The sequence below is a fragment of the Nocardiopsis ansamitocini genome, assembly GCF_030268225.1.
Classification (GTDB): domain Bacteria; phylum Actinomycetota; class Actinomycetes; order Streptosporangiales; family Streptosporangiaceae; genus Nocardiopsis_D; species Nocardiopsis_D ansamitocini.
The window spans coordinates 356,101-374,944 of the sequence record NZ_BSQG01000001.1 but is presented as its reverse complement, the minus strand read 5'-3'; the positions used below and the strand labels follow the sequence as shown (position 1 = coordinate 374,944).

Below are 18,844 nucleotides of genomic sequence, written 5' to 3'. Positions count from 1 at the left end.
AGGAGAGTCGGTGCACGCGCGATGACCGCCACCCGGATCGCTGTCGGAGGCTCCTCCGCCCCCTACGACGTCGTCGTGGGCAGTGGCGTCCTCGGGGAGCTGCCCGGCCTGGTGGGCGAGGCCGCCCGCCGGGTCGCCGTTGTCCACCCCGAGTCGCTGGACCCCGTCGCCCGCCCGGTGTGCGCGGCGCTCGCCTCCGCCGGTTACGAGGTCCATCCGCTGCCCGTGCCCGACGGCGAGGCCGCCAAGGACGCCACGGTGCTGGCCGGGCTGTGGGCGAGCCTGGGCAAGGCCGCCTTCACCCGGACCGACGTCGTCGTGGGCGTGGGCGGCGGGGCCACCACCGACCTCGCCGGCTTCCTTGCCGCCAGCTGGTTGCGCGGCGTGCGCGCCGTCCTGGTCCCCACCACCCTGCTGGCGATGGTCGACGCGGCGGTCGGGGGCAAGACCGGTATCAACACCGCCGAGGGAAAGAACCTCGTCGGTGCCTTCCACCCGCCGGCCGGTGTGCTGTGCGACCTGGGCACGCTGCCTTCGCTGCCCCGCGCCGACTACATCGGCGGACTCGCCGAGATCGTCAAGGCCGGGTTCATCGCCGACCCGGTCATCCTGAACCTGGTCGAAGCCGACCCCGAAGGGGCGGTCCGTCCCGAGGGGCGCCACACCCGCACGCTCATCGAACGCGCCATCGCGGTCAAGGCCGACGTCGTCTCCGCCGATCTGCGCGAGGACAGTCAGCGCGAGATCCTCAACTACGGCCACACGCTGGGCCATGCGATCGAACGGGCCGAGAACTACACCTTCCGGCACGGCTACGCCGTCTCCATCGGCATGGCCTTCGCGGCCGAACTCGCCCGTCTGGACGGTCGCATCGACGACGCCACCGCGCGGCGGCACGCCGAGATCCTCACGTCGGTGGGGCTGCCCGTGCACTACCCGGCAGAGGCGTGGCCTGGGCTGCGCGACACCATGCGGGTGGACAAGAAGACCCGGGGCGCCACTCTGAGGTTCGTCGTCCTGAACGGCCTGGCCAAGCCCGCGATTCTGGCCGCCCCGGACCCCGACCTGCTGGACGGCGCCTACCGGGCGGTGAGCGGCACCGCATCCAACACCCACTAGACTCCTTCTAGTGAGCAGTTCCGGTCATCGGCCAGGGGCCGGCCCGGTTTCGCGGAGCGAGACGGGCGCGCCGGAACCTCGATGCTCTTGTCCGCGTGCGCCGCGGTGCCCAGAGGGCCCAGGCCCGCCGGGGCATGTTTGATCAACGACTTTTCGCCTGACGGCTGGGAGAGACGACCGAAGTGGCTACCACGAACGACCTGAAAAATGGCATCACCCTGAGGCTCGACGGCGGAGAGCTCTGGAGCGTGGTGGAATTTCAGCACGTCAAGCCGGGCAAGGGCGGTGCGTTCGTGCGCACCAAGCTGAAGAACATCACTTCCGGCAAGGTCGTCGACAAGACCTTCAACGCCGGTATCAAGGTGGAGATCGCCAACGTCGACCGCCGCGAGATGCAGTACCTCTACGCCGACGGCGAGTCCTACGTCTTCATGGACACCGACACCTACGATCAGCTCTTCATTTCGCGCGAGGTCGTCGGCAAGAACGCCGACTACCTGCTGGAGAGCGCAACCGCGGTCGTCGCCATCAACGAGGGCAACCCGCTCTACATCGAGCTGCCCGCCTCCGTCGAGCTCACCATCTCCCAGACCGATCCCGGCTTGCAGGGCGACCGCTCCACCGGCGGTACCAAGCCCGCGACCCTGGAAACCGGCGCCGTCATCCAGGTGCCGCTGTTCATCAGCACCGGCGAGAAGGTCAAGGTCGACACCCGTTCCGGCGACTACCTCGGCCGCGTCAACTAATGAGTGGAGCACGACGCAAGGCGCGCCGCCGCGCCGTGGAAGTACTCTACGAAGCCGAACTCCGCGGGGTCACCGTGGAGCGGGTGATCCAGCGGCGGCGTTCCCAGCCCGAGCCTCCGATCAACGAGTTCACCGAGCAGCTCGCCGCGGCGGTGGACCACCGCCGCGGTCGCATCGACGAGCTGCTCGACACCTACGCCATCGGCTGGACGCTGGAGCGTATGCCGGTGGTCGACCGCAACATCCTGCGGATGGGTGCCTACGAGCTGCTGTGGGCAGAGGACATCCCCGACGGGGTCGCGATCGCCGAGGCGGTCGCGGTTGCCAAGGAACTCTCCACCGACGAATCCCCGACCTTCATCAACGGTCTGCTCTCCCGGCTGATGGAGAACAAGCCGTCGCTCACGCTTTAGCGTCACCCCGCGCAAGGGCGCGCGGTCAGGAAAGGACTCGCTCGTGACAGACAGAGCCGGCGCCGCATTCCCCACCACAGGATCCCACCGCGCAGCCAGCCTGGCGCGTACCGCAGTGGTGTGGGAAGTACTCGACGCCGAACTGTCTGCCGCGAGCGCGCGGGCAGGTGGCCCGTTGGAGATCGTGGACGCGGGCGGTGGCACGGGCGGCTCCGCGGTTCCTTTGGCGAAACTCGGCCACCAGGTGACCGTCGTGGAGCCCAGTCCGGACTCCCTGGCCGCGTTGGAGCGCCGCGCCGCCGAAGCGGGCGTGCGGGTGCGCGCCATCCAGGGGGAGACCCGGGACCTGGCCGACCTCCTGCCCGAGGGGCGCGCCCACCTGGTCCTGATGCACAACGTCCTGGAGTACGTCGAGGACCCCGCTGCCGCGCTGCGCGACGTGGTGTCGGTGACCAGGCCGGAGGGTGCGGTCAGTCTGGTCGCGGCCAACGCCGTGGCGGCGGTCCTGCACCGGGCCCTGGCCGGTCACCTCGACGACGCCCTGCACCTCCTTGAGTCCACCGACGGGCGCTGGGGTACCGCCGACCCGATGCCGCGCCGCTTCACCGCCGAACGACTCGTCGCCCTCGCCCACGAGGCAGGGCTGGTCGATGTCCGGCTGCGCGGGGTCCGGGTACTGGCCGACCTCCTCCCCGGGCGGGTCTTCGAGGATGCCCAGACTCCTGAAGCCCTGATGGCTCTGGAGCGCGCGGCCTCCGACCACCCCGGTCTCTCCGGTATCGCCACCCAGCTGCACCTGCTGGCCCGGCGTCCCGCATAGCTCCACGAACGGCGGACCCAGATGAGTCGGCGCCAACTCGAACGCGGCAGGGCCGTGCGCGGCATGGTGACCGAGCAGGGGATCGTCCCGCTGGACAGCGGCGTTCCCGATGACGACGACTGTTCGATCCTGCACATCGACATGGACGCCTTCTTCACCGGGGTCGAGCAGCTGCGTCACCCCGAGACCGGGGGCCGCCCGGTCATCGTCGGCGGTACCGGTCCGCGCGGAGTGGTCTCGGCGGCCAACTACCAGGCCAGGGAGTACGGAGTCCACTCCGCGATGCCCATGTCACGTGCGCTTCGGCTGTGCCGGGACGCCGTGGTGTTCCCCCCGGACGGTGCCGCCTACCGCAGGGTTTCGGCGGCGGTCATGGACATCCTGCGTTCGGTCACTCCCGAGATCGAGCCCCTGTCGGTGGACGAGGCGTTCCTCGACGTGGCCGGAGCCCGGCGCAGGCTCGGCGGTCCGGTGCGCGTGGCCGAACTCATCCGTTCCAGAGTCCGCGCGGAGCAGGGCCTGACCTGTTCGGTGGGGGTCGCGGCGACCAAGTTCGTCGCCAAGCTCGCCTCCACCCGTTGCAAACCCGACGGACTGCTGTTGATTCCCACCGCGCATGTCACCGCCTTTGTGCACCCGCTGCCGGTCGGTGCGCTGTGGGGGGTCGGGGAGAAGACCGAGCAGACCCTCAAACGCCTGGGACTGCGCACGGTGGGAGATGTCGCGCGTACCCCGCCCGAGATGTTGCGCCACGAACTCGGCCAGGCGCTCGGCACCCACCTGGCGGAGCTGTCGTGGGGACGCGACCCCCGCCCGGTCAGCCCCCAGAGCGTGGACAAGAGCATCGGTGCCGAGGAGACCTTCGATACCGACGTCTTCGACACCGAGGTCATCCACCGCGAACTGCTGAGACTGGTCGAGAAGGTGGCGCGCCGCCTGCGGGAGAGCCGACAGGTGGGCCGCACGGTGGTGGTCAAACTGCGCCGCGGCGACTTCAGCACCATCACCCGCTCGCGCACGCTCACCGAACACACCGATGTCGCCAGGGAAGTGTTCGCGGCGGCCCGTGAACTCTACGCAGCCTCCGGACTGCACGGGGTACCACTGAGACTCGTGGGAGTACGGGTCGAAGGGCTGGAAGCACAAGAGCGGGTGCACCGCCAGCTCGCGTTCGATGAGCCCGACAGTGACTGGCGAGCCGCTGAGCAGGTCATGGACGCCGTGGCCCGGAAGTTCGGGGCCAACATGATCGGTCCGGCCGTCCTTGCGGCTCGGGAGGAAGACAAAGGATGATCCGGCAACTTTGCCGCCTCGCGGCACGTTCTACTCAGGGGGGACACCCCCGGCCGTACAGCGATTCCCCTGATCTGGGGGAGAAAGAGGGATGTGGGAACCCGTGAAACCGACAGAGGTCGAGGGTAATGTGACTCATGTGGGTCACCTACGCGCACATCTTTTCTTTTCACCGGGCGCTAAGTCCCCGTATTCTGGGCATATCACTGGCCATCAGACCGTTGTTCAGTACCCGTCGCCCCAACCGGGGACTGTTTTTGGGAGGCGTCGTGCCGCTCTCTGAACACGAGCAGCGCATGCTCGAACAGATCGAGCGGGCGCTGTATGCCGAGGACCCGAAGTTCGCGAACACCGTTCGTCAGACGAACCCGCAGGTCCATTACAAGCGCCGGATCATCAAAGCATCGATCGGCTTCGTGCTGGGCATCTTTTTGCTCCTCGGCGGTTTGATCACCGCCTCGGAGCAGCCGTGGACCGTCGGTGTCAGCATCGTGGGCTTCATCGTCATGCTGGCGTCGGTGCTCTGGGGTCTCTCCGGGCTTCGCGGTGCCGCAGGCGGGACGTCCGGGGCCGAGGGCGAGCAGGCGGCCCAGCCCAAGCAGCGTCGGCAACAGCGCCCTGGAATGATGAACCGCTTCGAGGAGCGCTGGCGTCGCCGGCAAGAGGGCGAGTAACAGCGCTCCTCGCCGGTTCTGACCCGTGTCCCTTGCCCGTGCGGAGGGGAGCCCGGGTCAGAACCGGCGTGAGGTGTAGAGCGATCGGGGCAACAGCACCGCCGTGATTCGGGCTCGGGTGGACTGCAGCGCCCCCAGGGCGAGCCGGACCGTGCGACCGTCGCTCCCCAGCCCCCGGCCTTCCAGCGGGTCCGGCGCATATCGTGCGGCCTCCTCGGCAGCCACGATCCGACGCAGGGACTCCTTGGCGTGTGAACCCAGCCGGTACTCGTTTTCCAGACGCCGGCCCAGCCCGCGCGGACTCTCCGCAGGACGCCACTCCACCCCCAGGTCCACGAGGTCGTCGCGCAGTTCCAGCCATGCCGCACGTGAGCGCCCCAGCGCATCGCGGGCCCTGCCCCAGCGGACCCGTCGCACCGCACCGCGGATCAGCGCGGGCAGCAGCAACAGCGCCGCGACCGCTCCGATACCGATCAGTACGCCGGTCCAGGGGAAGGACTCCTCCACCACTGTGCCGCCCCCGAAGTCGTCGGCCAGGTTGCCGCCGGGCACGGGTGCCGAGGTCTCGCCGGACTCGCTGTCGGTCCCCGCGCCCTCGCTGTCCTCGGGCTGTGCCGCCGACCCCGGGCCCTCGGGCGAGGAGGTGTCGGGTTCCGCCGGGTAGGCGTAGCCGGGGACGGTGGCACTGGGCTGGGCATCGGTCGAGGACGGCGTCGGCTCGAACCGCAGCCATCCGGCGCCTTCGAAGTACAGCTCCGGCCAGGCGTGGGCGTTGCGCTCGGTCACGATCCAGCGGTCGGCGGAGACCGAGGTCCCGGAGGTGTACCCCACGGCGACCCTGGCGGGAATGCCCAGTTGGCGTGCCATGACTGCCATCGCCGCTGAGAACTGCTGGCAGTAGCCGACCCGGTCCTCGAAGAGGAAGTGCGCCAGCGGGTCCGCGCCTTCGGGCACCGGTTCCGGGCTCAGGTCGTAGTCGAACCGGTCCCCGGAGGTGAACCAGTTCTGCAGGGCTACCGCGCGCGCGTGGGTGCTACTGGCATCACCGGTGATGGATTCCGCGAGTTCCCTCACCCGAGGGTCGACGCCGTCGGGGAGATCCAGGTAGCGCGAATCCACGGTGCGGGCCCCGGTAGCGCTGGTGCGGGCGAGTGCGGCGCTGCTCGGTTCGGGCGCGGCGCTGACCGCCTCATAGGTGAGTCCTCTGGCCTCGCCGCGGGGGGAGAACACCATCAGGGTCTCCGGGTCGGTGAACCAGTCACCGGAGATCGCCAGGTTGCGGGTGGGGTAGGGCAGGGGGAGGAAATCCATGCGTTGGGTCCCGGAGCTCACCGTGACCTGGGTCGTGGCCAACTGATCGGGGGCGGGGGTGACGAACCCGTCCGGTTCGGGGAGGTCCTGGTCGTCGACCCGGTTGCGCTGGGACGCCTCGACCGGCGACATCGTCCAGTTCTCCCCGTCGAAGGTGTCCAGGACGTGCATGCGCAGGTAGTCGGGCCGACTCTGGCTGGTCCGGTACTCCAGGATCCGCCGATCGCCCAGCGAGGTGATGTCGCGGCGCAGACTGGCCAGCGGATTCACCGTCGTCACCGTCTGCCCTCCGTCGCGCGCCCCGCTGGCCAGAGCGAACACCGCGTCGTTGACCATCCCGGGGACCGCCAAGGGCACCAGCAGTGCCAGGACCACAGCGACAACGGCGATGTGCGCGGTGGTGAGAAGCTGGCGCAGGTAGGAGCCGGTGCGGCTCGCCCACGTGTTCTTCGCCTCGGCCGAAGGCGGGACGCGCAGCCCCCATCCGGCGGAACGCTCGGAGCCTTCCACCGCCAGCAGCAGCAGAAATCCCAGCGCGGTCAGCGCGAACGCGCTCCAGGTGACTCCCTCGTGGTGCACGGTGAGAGGGACGAACACCAGTGCCAGGAGCGCCATTCCGGCGAGACCGGCCAGGCGCAGCTGCACCGCCACCAGATGGACGAGCACGCCCAGGCCGCCCAGGCTCGCAGTCATCACGACGAGCAGTCCCGCCGAAACAGGGACGGGACTGATGTTCATCCGGATGTCGCCGAAGCCCAGGGCGATCAGGTCGCTCAGGGCGGAGAAGGAAGCCGCAGTGGGGAGGAAACCGAGGATCGCGGATTCGGGCGCGTAGACGGCGGTCACCGTGCACGCCACCCCCACGATCTGGGCCAGTGGCACCAGTATCGCGGGCACCCTCGACCAGCTCAGGGCGACGCCGATGCCGGTCACGACCAGCACGGCCAGGGCAGACCCGTACCACCAGCCGGATGTGGCGAAAACCGGATCGAGCATTGAGAACGCGCACAGTGTGGTGACCATGGCTGCCAGGGGCAGTGCCACGCGCGGTTTGAAACCGCCGTGCCGCCTCATCGGACACCAGCGGCAAGGCCGCTCCACAGCGCGCCCAGTTCATCGGCGGAACTCGGTTCCAGGACCCGCCATCCCGCCTGGACGAGGTGCTCCCGGGCGCGGTCCGCCGCCTCGGGTGCGGCCCAGGCGGCCCCCGGGGTGAACACCACCACCCGACCGTTGCCCCGTTCGCCGTGGCAGGCGGCCAGGGTGCGCGCCTCGTCGGTACGCAGTGCTCCCACCACGGCCACCAGCAGACCGCGTCCACTGATCGTGGACTGGCCCACCAGGGCGGTCCCTTCCTTGAGCGAGGTCCCCGGTTCGGTCTGGAGGACCGCCAGTGCGTCCAGTACCTGGTCGCCGCGGTGAAGCGGGCTGATCTCGGTCTTTCCGGCCATGAACCGCAGTTCCTGCCCCCGTTTCAACAGGTGCACCGCGATGGACGCGGCCAGGGTGATCGCCGTCTCCAGCGAAGAGTCCGTTCCCTGGCCTGCGTGGGCCACGGATCGGACGTCCAACAGGATCGAACTGTGGTCGCGCCACTGCTGCTCCTCGCGTCGAACCATCAGCTGTCCCCTTCGCGCGGTGGAGCGCCAGTGCACCCGGCGCATTCCGTCACCGTGCCGGTACGCGCGCGGTACGGCGTCGTCGTCGCCCGCACTGGCGGAGACGCGCAACCGGCTCTCCCCGCTCTCGGCGCTGTCCCCGCGCGGAACCGCCCCCGCCAGGTCCACCACGGCGGGGGTGACCAGCAGGGTTGCCCCCGTCCCCACCTCACGGGTGAAGCGGGCGCACCCAAGGGGGTCGACGAAGTGCAGGGTGAGTGGGCCGACGGGATAGCGACCGCGCATGTGCGAACGCAACCGGTAGGTGACGGTCCGCCGCTCGCCCGGGCGCAGCCGCCCGAGAGCGAACCGGGGCGGATCACCCAGAGCGTAGGGAAGACGGTCCTCGACCAGGACGCTTCCAGGGGACGTCGTCCTTCCCGTGTTGACCACGGTCAGCGCCACCCGGCAGTCGCCGCCCACCGGTATCCGCGCCGGCGACAACTCCCTGGTGTGGGTGACACCGCGCGGAACCCTGACCATCACCAGTGCGCACACCACCGGCAGCAGAACCACGAATACCCCGATACGCAGCAGGTCGCGCTCCCCGACGGCGAGCGCGCCCACGACGATGACCAGCCCCACGCACAGAAAGATCCGGCCGCGCGCGGTGAGGGAACGAAAGGGGTTCATCCGTCCACCTCGGTGGTCCGGGGTGGGCAGACGCTGCAAAGGTGCTGCACGACGGTGTCCTCGCCAGGTGGGTGGGCGGCGCCAGAGGGCGGCGCGGCTGCGGGGCGCAGACGCCCCGCTGCCGCGGTACTACCGGCGATCGGGGACCGGCAACCGGGAGACGAGGTCGCTGACGACCTGTTCCGGCAGCCTCTGTTGTTGTTGGGCTTCCGGGCTGGGGAGCAGCCGGTGGGCGAGGACGGGGACGGCCAGGGCCTGAACGTCGTCGGGAAGGACGTGGCCGCGGTTGTCCAGGGCGGCGTAGGCCCGGGCCGCGCGGACCAGGTGCAGGGTGGCACGCGGGGAGGCTCCCAGCCGCAGTGCGGAGGAGGTTCGGGTGGCCGCCACCAGATCCACCACGTAACGCTTGACGGCGGGGGAGACGTGGATGGAGCGCACCTCCGCGATCATCGCCTGGACGTCGTGGGTACTGGCCGCCGGCCGGATGCTCTCCAGCGGGGACTGGGAACTGTGGCTGTCGATCATGTCCAGTTCCGCCTGGGCGGAGGGGTAGCCCACGGCGATGCGGGCCATGAACCGGTCGCGCTGGGCCTCGGGCAGGGGATAGGTGCCCTCCATGTCCCCTGGGTTCTGCGTGGCGACGACCATGAACGGGCGTTCCAGGGACCGGGTCACCCCGTCGACGCTGACCTGTCCCTCCTCCATGCACTCCAGCAGTGCCGACTGCGTCTTGGGCGAGGCGCGGTTGATCTCGTCGCCGAGCACGATATGGGCGAAGACCGGTCCGGGCTGGAACTGGAACTCGTGCAGTTCCTGGTGGTAGACGCTCACACCGGTGATGTCGCTCGGCAGGAGGTCGGGGGTGAACTGCACCCTGTTCACCTGGCAGTCGACGGAGCGGCCCAGTGCCTTGGCCAGCATGGTCTTGCCGACGCCGGGGACGTCCTCGATCAGCAGGTGCCCCTCGGCAAGGAGCACGGTCAGTGCGATGCGCACCGTCTCCGATTTGCCCTCGATGACCGACTCCACGGCGGAGCGGACCTTCTCGGCGGTGGCCAGGACACCGGCGACGCCGCCAACGCCCCCTTTGTCGTGGCTGTTCAACCGCGTGTCAAGTGACACGTGTCCCCTCTCGCAGCGTCTGCCCTGATCGAAAACGAGGCTAGGCGTAAAGCGGTGGTTTGCAAACCAAAACGACGAAGTTGACCTGCGCGGTGCCGCGCCTGGTCCGCGCTGGTGCGGTGCGGCCCGGGGAGCACCCATCCCACGACACCCCGTGGGAGGTGCGCAGCCCCCCACTCCGCTCCACCGCCCCTGACCTGCTGTTTTGTCGGAGATGGCTGGTCGTGGCGGGCGTGGATTCTGTTCACTGTGGAGGAGAGTGGAGTACAGTGGGGCCGCGTGGAGGAGGGGACTGCTCCACGGAGGCTTGGGGAGGTGGGGCCGATGTTTCTCGGAACCCACTCGCTACGCCTCGACGAGAAGGGACGCTTGTTCCTTCCGGCGAAGTACCGCGACGAACTGTCGGGGGGACTGGTGGTCACGAAAGGCCAAGAGCGCTGCCTCTACGCCTTTCCGGTGCGCGAATTCGAGCGCATCACCGAAGCCCTTCGATCAGCTCCCGTCACCGCCAAAGCAGTGCGCGACTACAGTCGCGTCTTTTTCGCCAGTGCGTCCGATGAACGGCCCGACAAACAGGGCCGGGTCACCGTCCCCGGCACCCTGCGCTCCTATGCGGGGTTGGACCGGGACTGCGTGGTCATCGGGGCCAACACGCGCCTGGAGATCTGGGACGCGCAGGCCTGGGCCCGTTACGAGGCCGAACAGGAAGAGGTATTCGCGGATCTGTCGGAGGAGGTGTTGCCGGGGGTGCTGTGACTCCACGGCACCGTCGCGCAGGTTTCGGCCAACCGAACCGGCGACGCGGGTCGATAGACAGACGGGGTCACGACCGTCGATCCTTGCCCGGTCCGAGCCCGCGAACGAGAACGATCCAGGTCAGCTGAGGCATCTTCCCCGGCGTCAGGTGACGGCCGCGAGAGACAACCGCGGTGACATCGGCGTTCGCGGGCCCGAACCGGCCCAACGGTTGATTCGTGGCGGCAATGCGCCGAACAGGCGCACGGGGATGTGAGACCGGACCGCACCGTATGAGCGGCTGCGGACGGCGAGGGGGATGGAAGTGCTGATGGGTGACGACGTGGCGAAGCAGAGCGAACGGCCGCGTCCGGGTGACCCCACCGACCCCCGACCGGCCCACGTCCCGGTGATGCTGGACCGTGTCCTGGAGGTTCTCGCCCCGGCGCTGTCCGAACCCGGAGCCGTCGTCGTGGACGGCACACTCGGTCTCGGCGGCCACTCCGAGGCGCTTCTTTGTGCCCACCCCGGGCTGCGCCTGGTGGGCGTGGACCGCGACACCACCGCGTTGGAGCGCAGCGCCCAGCGTCTCGCCCCCTTTGCCGATCGGATCGATCTCGTCCACGCGATCTATTCCGACATCCCGAGCGCACTGGACGGCCTCGGCATCGACCGCGTCCACGGCGTGCTGTTGGACCTCGGCGTGTCCTCCCCGCAACTCGACGAGGCCGACCGGGGCTTCGCCTACTCCTACGACGCCCCGCTGGACATGCGGATGGACCGCACACAGCCCAGAACGGCTGCCGAGGTGGTCAACACCTACTCCGCGGGAGAGCTCTCCCGCATCCTCAAGGTCTACGGAGAAGAGCGCTTCGCCTCGCGGGTCGCCGCGGCCATCGTGCGCGAGCGGACCAAGGCGCGCCTCGACTCCACGCGCGCCCTCGCCGAACTGGTGCGCGACGCCATCCCGGCCGCGACCCGACGCACGGGCGGAAACCCTGCAAAGCGCACCTTCCAGGCGCTTCGCATCGAGGTCAACGCCGAGCTCACCATCCTGGAACGGACGCTTCCCGCGGCAATCGGGCGTCTCGCCCTCGGAGGGCGCATCGCGGTGCTGTCCTACCACTCCCTGGAGGACCGGCTCACCAAGCGTGCCCTGGCCGCGTTGAGCACCGACACCACCCCCCAGGACCTACCGGTGCCGCTGCCCGACCGGCAGCCCGAACTCCGGTTGCTCACCCGCGGTTCCGAACAGCCCTCGGAACACGAGAACGAGCGCAACCCCCGTGCCGCGTCGGCCCGCTTCCGGGCCGCCGAGAGGATCCGGGAGCCGTGATGGGCGGCTCCGTAGCGAAGAGCATGTCCCCGGGAGCAGACCACGGGGGCTTCGACGGCGTTCGGGAGGCCGCATGAGTATCACCGAGGACCGCACCATCCGCAGCGGCACGGCCACCAAGCCCCGTACCCGGCCCGCGTCCCCGCCCCGGCCCACGACCGTGCCCACCCAGCGTGGTGCGGCGGCCCAGCGGCCCTCGGCACGGCCGCCGCGCATGCCCTTCGTGCTGCTCGTCCTGGGCCTGCTCGGTGGCGCGCTGGTGTGCCTGCTCGTACTGCGCACGGTCCTCGCAGAGGACACCTTCGAGATCAGCCGCCTGCAACAGGAGAACCGCACCCTGGCCCAGCAGGAACAGGCGTTGCGCGAAGCGAACCTGCACTCCGAGACGTCCGAGGCCATCGCCGATGCCGCCGAGGAGCTCGGCATGGAGCCCGGCGAGGCCCCGCGCTTCATCGAGGTCGAGGGCGAATCGGCGCAGGTGCTGACCGGCGGGCGTGAGGCCCCGTGACCGGCCCCGGACACAGACCCGTGCCCGTGGCGGGCGGTGCCGACGATCGGGAGAAGAAACAGCTTTGAGTACCCCGCGTGACCGCGACCCGCGCCGGCCCGGGTCCGCGGCCCGCCGTCGTCGTCCCAGCCAGCGCTCCGCAGACGGTCAGCCGCGCGGACGCGCCGGCGCCGAACCGGTTCGACGCCGCGCTCCACAGGCAGCGCGCAGTCGGCCCGCGCCGGGCGGCCGGGCCCCGCGGCGCCCGGCACGCAAGACCTCGGGCGGCGGGCCCACCGCACCACTGTTGCGCCGTACCTTCCGCCGCAGTGAGCCGGGACCGCGCATCAAGGTTGCCGTCGTCCTGCTCGTCGTGGTGCTGGTCGTCTTCGGCGGGCGCCTGGTCCAGATCCAGGGCTTCGAAGCCGCCCACTACGCCTCCCAGGCGTCCGACACCCGCCTCACCACGATCGACATTCCCACGGTCCGCGGCGACATCACCGACGCCTCCGGCCGCCCGTTCGCCATTTCGGTCGAGGTGCGCACGGTCTTCGTGGACCCCAAGGAGGTCAAGGCGGACGAGCGGGAGCAGATCATCACCGAGCTCTCCGGACGCTTCGACCTGCCGGTGGAGGAGGTCACGGCCAAGCTCGACGCCACCACGCCCGAGGGCGAGCCCAGCCGCTACCAGGTCATCAAGCGGCAGGTGTCGCAACAGGACTGGCGCGAGCTCGACGAACTGGACCTTCAGGGAGTCTCCTCCGAACGCGACTACAAGCGCGTCTACCCCGACGAGACCGGTGCCGCCAACCTGATCGGGTTCGTAGGAGCAGAAGGCCACGGCCTGGAAGGGCTGGAGGCCGTCATGGAGCGCACGCTCGCCGGCGAGGCCGGCAAGCAGCAGGTCGAGGTCGGCCGGGGCGGCACCCAGATCCCCATGGTGGCGGGCCTCGCAAAGGAACCCGTTCCGGGGCGGAGCGTGCGTCTCACCATCGACCAGGACATCCAGTGGCACGCCCAGCAGACGCTGGCCGAACGGGTCGACGCACTCGACGCCGAAGGCGGCAGTGTGGTCGTCATGGACCGCTCGGCGCGGATCAGGGCCATGGCCACTTACCCCACCTACGATCAGAACGACATCGACGGCTCCACCCAGGAGGATCGGCGCAACGGCGCGGTCGCCGACGCCTTCGAGCCGGGCAGCACCAACAAGGCGATCACCGTCGCCGGCGCACTGGAGGAAGGCGTCACCACGCCCGACACCGTGTATACGGTTCCCTACTCCATCCAGCGCTACGACCGCACCTTCAAGGACTCCGACTACCACCCGACCGAGCGTTTCACCGTCAACGGGATCATGGCCACCTCCAGCAATGTCGGCACCATCTACATCGGTGACCAGTTGGGGCCGGACAAGTTGTACGACTACCTGGGCAAGTTCGGTTTCGGACAGCCCACCGGTCTGGAACTGCCGGGCGAGAACCAGGGCATCCTCACCGACCCGCAGTACTGGTCGGGTACGGACCAGCCATCCATCTCCTTCGGACACAGCCTCTCGGTGAACGCCGTCCAACTGGCCAGTGTCTACGCCACCATCGCCAACGACGGGGTCCGGGTGGAACCCAGCCTCGTGGCGGGGACCGTTGACGAGACGGGCGACTTCACCGCTTCGCCGGCCCGCGAGAAGCGCCGGGTCATCAGTCCCGACACCGCCGAGCAGGTCCGGCTGATGCTGGAGGCGGTGACCGGGAAGGAGGGCACCGCGCAGGCCGCCCGGATCGACGACTACCGGGTCGGCGGCAAGACCGGTACCGCCAACCGGATCGACCCGGAGACGGGACGGTACGAGCAGGGGCAGTACACCAGCAGTTTCGTCGGTATGGCACCCATCGACGACCCCGAGCTGATCGTGCTCGTGGTGCTGCACAACCCCAAGAGCGAGGTGTACGGCGGTCAGGCCGCGGCGCCGGTTTTCACCGACGTCATGTCCTTCGCGCTCAAGACCGATCAGGTGCCCCCCACGGGTACCGAGCCGCCCAAACTCCGGTTGAGGGAGTAGTCCGGGCGCGTAAATTAACGACCCCCGCTCACCAGCCGATAGCCTCACAGCGTGTCACCCGTAATGCGTCCAGAACAGATCCAGCCGCGCCCGTTGTCCGAGCTCGCCCCGTTGCTGGGCCAGGACTCCTTCATCACGTGCGTGGATCCCACAGAGCCGCCCTTGGGCACGGTGGCCGTTCCCGGTGGTCCAGAGGCGGTGGAGGAGAGAGACGTGTTGGCTACGGCCATCACCGGCATCACGCACGACTCCCGCGCGGTGCGCCCCGGAGACCTCTACGCGGCCCTGCCCGGCAGCCGCGCCCATGGGGCCGACTACGCCCTCCAGGCGGCCGGAGCGGGCGCCTCGGCGATCCTCACCGACCCCGAGGGCTACGACCGTGCGGCGGCCACGCGGCTGCCCGTGGTCACGGTGCCCGACCCCCGTTCCCTCCTCGGGGAGATCTCGGCGTGGGTCTACGGACGGCCCTCCGAGGACCTTCTTCTCATCGGAACCACCGGCACCAGTGGCAAAACCACGGTGAGCTACCTGGTGGAGTCCGGGCTGCGTGCGGCCGGACTGCGTACCGGGTTGATCGGCACCGTGGAGATGCGGGTGGACGACGAGCGCGTCGACTCCTCGCTCACCACACCCGAGTCCACCGACCTGCACGGGCTGTTCGCTCTCATGCGGGAGCGCGAGGTGACCGCTGCGGCCATGGAGGTCTCCAGCCACGCCCTCGCCATGGGGCGGGTGGCCGGCGCGCGCTACGAGGTCGCGGTCTTCACCAACCTCTCCCAGGACCACCTGGACTTCCACGCGGACCTGCGCGACTACTTCGACGCCAAGGCGAAGCTCTTCACCCCGGAGTTCGCCTCCATCGCCGTGGTCAACCGCGACGACCGGTTCGGCCGTGCGCTCGTGGACATGGTCACCGCACGCGGTGAGATCCCCGTCACCACCTATTCCGCGGAAGGGGACCCCGAGGCCGACTGGCGGGCCACCGACGTCGTCCTGGGGCCCGAGGGAAGTCGTTTCCGGGTGGTGGGACCGGGCGGTCTCGAACTCGACGCTTCCGTGCGGCTGCCCGGCCCCTTCAACGTCGCCAACGCGATGGCTGCCATCGTCGGGCTGGTCGAGGCGGGAATCCCGCTGGCCACCGCCCTGGACGGTGTCGCGGAGGCCCCCGGTGTCCCAGGGCGGATGGAGCGGGTCGACGAGGGACAGAACTTCACCGCCATCGTCGACTACTCGCACAAACCCGGTGCGATCGAGGCGGTGCTCGCCGCCCTGCGTTCCATCACCGAGGGCGAGCTCACCATGGTCGTGGGCTGCGGTGGGGACCGGGACCGCGGCAAGCGGCCGCTGATGGGCGAGGCTGCGGTGCGGCTGGCGGACTCGGTGATCTTCACCGACGACAATCCTCGTACCGAGGACCCGGTCGTTATTGTGACCAGCATGCTTGAGGGCGTTGCGAAGGTCCCCGCCGACCATCGGGCCAGGATCACCGTGGAACCCGATCGGCTCACTGCGATCGAGTTGGCCGTGGAGCGTGCCAGACCCGGTGACGTGATCGTCGTTGCAGGCAAGGGCCACGAGCGCGGTCAGTACGTCGGGGACCAGGTTCTGCCTTTCGACGACCGTGAGGTGCTGCGCGCGGCGCTGCGGTGGCGGATCGGCAAGGACTGATCCGGGAGTGTCGTCCCGGCCCGACCGCGCAGGGGACCGCCCGGCCGCCGGGCACCGTCCGAGAGCTGCTTGGCCTTGCCCGTACGGGAAGCCGGGTTTCGGTCTCACTCGTGCCACATTCCGGCCGGGGCGCAACTCGATAACCAAACATGTTCTAAGGTGGGGTCCGGCAATTGCAGCCCGGCACCGTGGCGTCATCACGCCGCCTTGCGGCTCTTGTACATCATCCCCGTATTTCGCACGGTGTCCACCGTCAAGAGCGCTTCACGCGCGGTGGACCGGGCCCGACATGAGGAGTGGATTTGATCGCGCTGACGCTCGATCGGATCGCTGAGATCACCCAATCCCGCATCTGCGGATCGGCGCGGCCCACGGACGTCGTCACCGGCCCCGTCGTCATCGACTCGCGGCAGGCGGGCCCCGGCTCCCTGTTCGTCGCGTTGAACGGCGAGCGGGTCGACGGACACGACTTCGCCACGACAGCGGTGGCGGCCGGCGCGACAGCGGTCCTGGCCTCCCGGCCGGTCGAAGGCCCCCACCTGCTCGTCGCCGGTGGCGACGACGAGGTCGTGGCCGCACTGGGCCGGTTGGCCCGCGAGGTCGTGGACCGGCTGCCCCAGGCCGAGATCGTCGGCGTCACCGGATCGTCCGGCAAGACCACCACCAAGGACCTGCTGGCTCAGGTGCTCGGCAGGCTGGGGCCGACCATCGCACCCCCCGGATCGTTCAACAACGAGATCGGGCACCCGCTCACCGCGCTTCGTGCCGACGAGCAGACCCGGTTCGTCGCGCTGGAGGTGTCCGCCCGCGGGATCGGCCACATCGCCTACCTCTGCGAGGTCGCACCGCCGCGGATCGGCATCGTGCTCAACGTGGGCAGCGCCCACATGGGCGAGTTCGGCAGCCGCGCCGCGATCGCCCAGGCCAAGGGCGAGCTGGTCGAGGGCCTTCCCTCGGCCGACGCGGGTGGCGTGGCCGTCCTCAACGCCGACGACGACGCAGTGGCCACGATGGCTGCCCGCACCGACGCCAAGGTCGTGTTCTACGGCCTGGCCGAGAACGCCGACGTGCGCGCCACCGACGTTGTACTGGACACCGAGGGACGCGCTACGTTCGTCCTCGGGATCGCCGGGGCGCAGGCCCCGGTCCGGCTGTCCCTGGTCGGTGTCCACCAGGTGCACAACGCCCTCGCGGTGGCCGCTGCCGCCGTCGAACTGGGCATGGGTATCGAGGAGGTCGCCGTCGCGCTCAGCGAGGCGGAGCCGGTCAGCCGGTGGCGGATGGAGGTCTCCGAGCGCGCCGATGGCGTTACGGTCGTCAACGACGCCTACAACGCCAACCCCGAGTCCATGGCGGCCGCGTTGACGACCCTGGCCGCGCTGGCAACCGATCGCCGCGCCTTCGCGGTGCTGGGGCATATGGCGGAGCTCGGGCAGACGCACCGGGCCGAGCACGAAAGGGTCGGCCGTCAGGTCGCCCGCAGCGGTGTCGACGTACTCGTGGTCGTGGGCGACCAGGCCGCACCCATCGCCGAGGGCGCGCGGGGTGTGGCCGACTGGCAGGGAGAGATCGTGGGCGTCTCCGACGTCGGACAGGCAGTAGCCGCGTTGGCCGAGCGCCTGCGCCCCAAGGACATCGTCATGGTGAAGGGATCGCGCGTGGCCGGGCTGGAAAAGGTAGCCGAGCAGCTGACCGGTGTGGAGGCTGCCAAGTGACCGGGATTCTCGTCGCCGCGGGGCTCTCCCTGCTGGTGTCCTTCGTGCTCATGCCGCCGCTGATCAAGCTGCTGTACCGGTTCAAGTTCGGTCAGGAGATCCGCGACGACGGCCCCGAGGGCCACAAGACCAAGCAGGGCACGCCCACCATGGGCGGCATCGTCATCATCCTGGGCGCGGTCTCCGGGTACTTCGGCGCGCACCTGGCGACCATGACCCCGCCGACGGTCTCCGGTCTGCTGGTGATGTTCCTGTTCGTCGGGATGGGCTGCGTCGGCTTCCTCGACGACTTCATCAAGATCTACAAGCGTCGAAGCCTGGGCCTGCGCAGTGGTGCCAAGATGCTGGGCCAGGTCATCGTGGGCGTCGGCTTCGCCGTCGGCGTGACGCAGTTCCCCAACAACTACACCTACACGCCCGGGTCCACCCACCTGTCGCTGCTGCGCGACTTCGGTCCGCCCCTGGCGATCTGGCTGTTCGTGATCTGGGCGCTGATCCTGATCGTGGCCACCTCCAACGCGGTCAACCTGACCGACGGCCTCGACGGCCTGGCCACCGGAGCGATGATCCTCTCCCTGGTCGCCTATGTCATCATCGGCAACTGGCAGCTGCGCCAGAGCTGCATCAACGCCCTCGACCCCAACTGCTACACGGTGCGTGACCCGCTGGACCTCGCGGTCGTGGCCGCGGCGGCGCTGGGCGGCTGCATCGGTTTCCTCTGGTACAACGCCCCGCCCGCAAAGATCTTCATGGGCGACACCGGTTCACTGGCACTGGGCGGACTCCTGGTCGGCTTGGCCATCACCACCCGCACGCAACTGTTGTTGCTGGTCATCGGTGGGCTGTTCGTCCTCATCACCGCTTCGGTGATCATTCAGGTCGGTTCCTTCCGCCTCACCGGAAAACGGGTGTTCCGGATGGCTCCGCTCCAGCACCACTTCGAGCTCAAGGGCTGGGCGGAGACCACCATCGTGATCCGGTTCTGGATCATCCAGGGCCTGTTCGTGGGAGCCGGGATCGCCCTCTTCTACCTGGAATGGATGCCGCGGTAACCC

The 18,844-nt window shown here is 69.3% G+C and carries 16 protein-coding genes; 13 read left to right on the top strand and 3 right to left on the bottom strand.

Annotation, left to right across the window (positions count from 1 at the left end; all coding sequences use genetic code 11):
• Nucleotides 1-21 precede the first annotated feature (21 nt).
• The 6 genes from aroB to QSJ59_RS01670 all read left to right on the top strand — a co-directional run bounded on the left by aroB (nt 22) and on the right by QSJ59_RS01670 (nt 5,065).
• Nucleotides 22-1,119 (top strand): 3-dehydroquinate synthase, encoded by a 1,098-nt coding sequence (gene aroB / locus QSJ59_RS01695; protein WP_285756861.1) that lies wholly within the window; start codon nt 22-24, stop codon nt 1,117-1,119.
• Nucleotides 1,120-1,301: 182 nt separating this feature from the next.
• The gene (gene efp / locus QSJ59_RS01690) at nt 1,302-1,865 is read left to right on the top strand and encodes an elongation factor P (protein WP_285756860.1); all 564 of its coding nucleotides are present in this window, start codon (nt 1,302-1,304) and stop codon (nt 1,863-1,865) included.
• Complete coding sequence (gene nusB, locus QSJ59_RS01685) at nt 1,865-2,278, top strand: transcription antitermination factor NusB (protein WP_285756859.1); 414 nt, start codon at nt 1,865-1,867, stop codon at nt 2,276-2,278. The genes efp and nusB overlap by 1 nt, the downstream gene beginning before the upstream one ends.
• A gap of 43 nt (nt 2,279-2,321) precedes the next feature.
• Nucleotides 2,322-3,098: a methyltransferase domain-containing protein gene (locus tag QSJ59_RS01680; protein WP_285756858.1), complete on the top strand. Its 777-nt coding sequence runs from the start codon at nt 2,322-2,324 to the stop codon at nt 3,096-3,098.
• Nucleotides 3,099-3,119: 21 nt separating this feature from the next.
• Nucleotides 3,120-4,391: a DNA polymerase IV gene (locus QSJ59_RS01675; RefSeq protein ID WP_285756857.1), complete on the top strand. Its 1,272-nt coding sequence runs from the start codon at nt 3,120-3,122 to the stop codon at nt 4,389-4,391.
• Nucleotides 4,392-4,660: 269 nt separating this feature from the next.
• Nucleotides 4,661-5,065 (top strand): SCO2097 family morphological protein, encoded by a 405-nt coding sequence (locus QSJ59_RS01670; protein ID WP_285756856.1) that lies wholly within the window; start codon nt 4,661-4,663, stop codon nt 5,063-5,065.
• A 57-nt stretch (nt 5,066-5,122) separates the two neighbouring features.
• Here QSJ59_RS01670 and QSJ59_RS01665 read toward each other — a convergent pair whose 3' ends face one another.
• The 3 genes from QSJ59_RS01665 to QSJ59_RS01655 form a co-directional block, all read right to left on the bottom strand.
• Entirely contained in the window at nt 5,123-7,420 is a 2,298-nt protein-coding gene (locus QSJ59_RS01665) for a transglutaminase TgpA family protein (protein ID WP_285756855.1), read from the bottom strand.
• A 26-nt stretch (nt 7,421-7,446) separates the two neighbouring features.
• The gene (locus tag QSJ59_RS01660) at nt 7,447-8,667 is read right to left on the bottom strand and encodes a DUF58 domain-containing protein (RefSeq protein ID WP_285756854.1); all 1,221 of its coding nucleotides are present in this window, start codon (nt 8,665-8,667) and stop codon (nt 7,447-7,449) included.
• 129 nt (nt 8,668-8,796) lie between these two features.
• On the bottom strand, nt 8,797-9,789 hold the full coding sequence (locus tag QSJ59_RS01655) for an AAA family ATPase (RefSeq protein WP_432707396.1): 993 nt from the start codon (nt 9,787-9,789) through the stop codon (nt 8,797-8,799).
• Between the two features lie 324 nt (nt 9,790-10,113).
• Between QSJ59_RS01655 and mraZ the strand changes: the two genes are divergently transcribed.
• The 7 genes from mraZ (at nt 10,114) to mraY (ending at nt 18,841) form a co-directional block, all read left to right on the top strand.
• Nucleotides 10,114-10,545 carry a division/cell wall cluster transcriptional repressor MraZ gene (gene mraZ / locus QSJ59_RS01650; RefSeq protein WP_285756853.1) on the top strand — a complete coding sequence of 144 codons (432 nt, stop codon included), beginning with the start codon at nt 10,114-10,116 and terminating at the stop codon, nt 10,543-10,545.
• Nucleotides 10,546-10,855: 310 nt separating this feature from the next.
• On the top strand, nt 10,856-11,860 hold the full coding sequence (gene rsmH, locus QSJ59_RS01645) for a 16S rRNA (cytosine(1402)-N(4))-methyltransferase RsmH (protein WP_432707395.1): 1,005 nt from the start codon (nt 10,856-10,858) through the stop codon (nt 11,858-11,860).
• Between the two features lie 73 nt (nt 11,861-11,933).
• Nucleotides 11,934-12,368 (top strand): cell division protein FtsL, encoded by a 435-nt coding sequence (ftsL, locus tag QSJ59_RS01640; RefSeq protein WP_285756852.1) that lies wholly within the window; start codon nt 11,934-11,936, stop codon nt 12,366-12,368.
• A 64-nt stretch (nt 12,369-12,432) separates the two neighbouring features.
• Nucleotides 12,433-14,406, top strand: coding sequence for a peptidoglycan D,D-transpeptidase FtsI family protein (locus QSJ59_RS01635; protein ID WP_285756851.1), 1,974 nt, complete (start codon nt 12,433-12,435; stop codon nt 14,404-14,406).
• Between the two features lie 63 nt (nt 14,407-14,469).
• Nucleotides 14,470-16,074 carry a UDP-N-acetylmuramoyl-L-alanyl-D-glutamate--2,6-diaminopimelate ligase gene (locus QSJ59_RS01630; RefSeq protein ID WP_285756850.1) on the top strand — a complete coding sequence of 535 codons (1,605 nt, stop codon included), beginning with the start codon at nt 14,470-14,472 and terminating at the stop codon, nt 16,072-16,074.
• 302 nt (nt 16,075-16,376) lie between these two features.
• Complete coding sequence (locus tag QSJ59_RS01625) at nt 16,377-17,789, top strand: UDP-N-acetylmuramoyl-tripeptide--D-alanyl-D-alanine ligase (RefSeq protein WP_285756849.1); 1,413 nt, start codon at nt 16,377-16,379, stop codon at nt 17,787-17,789.
• On the top strand, nt 17,786-18,841 hold the full coding sequence (gene mraY, locus QSJ59_RS01620; RefSeq protein ID WP_285756848.1) for a phospho-N-acetylmuramoyl-pentapeptide-transferase: 1,056 nt from the start codon (nt 17,786-17,788) through the stop codon (nt 18,839-18,841). The genes QSJ59_RS01625 and mraY overlap by 4 nt, the downstream gene beginning before the upstream one ends.
• Nucleotides 18,842-18,844 lie beyond the last annotated feature (3 nt).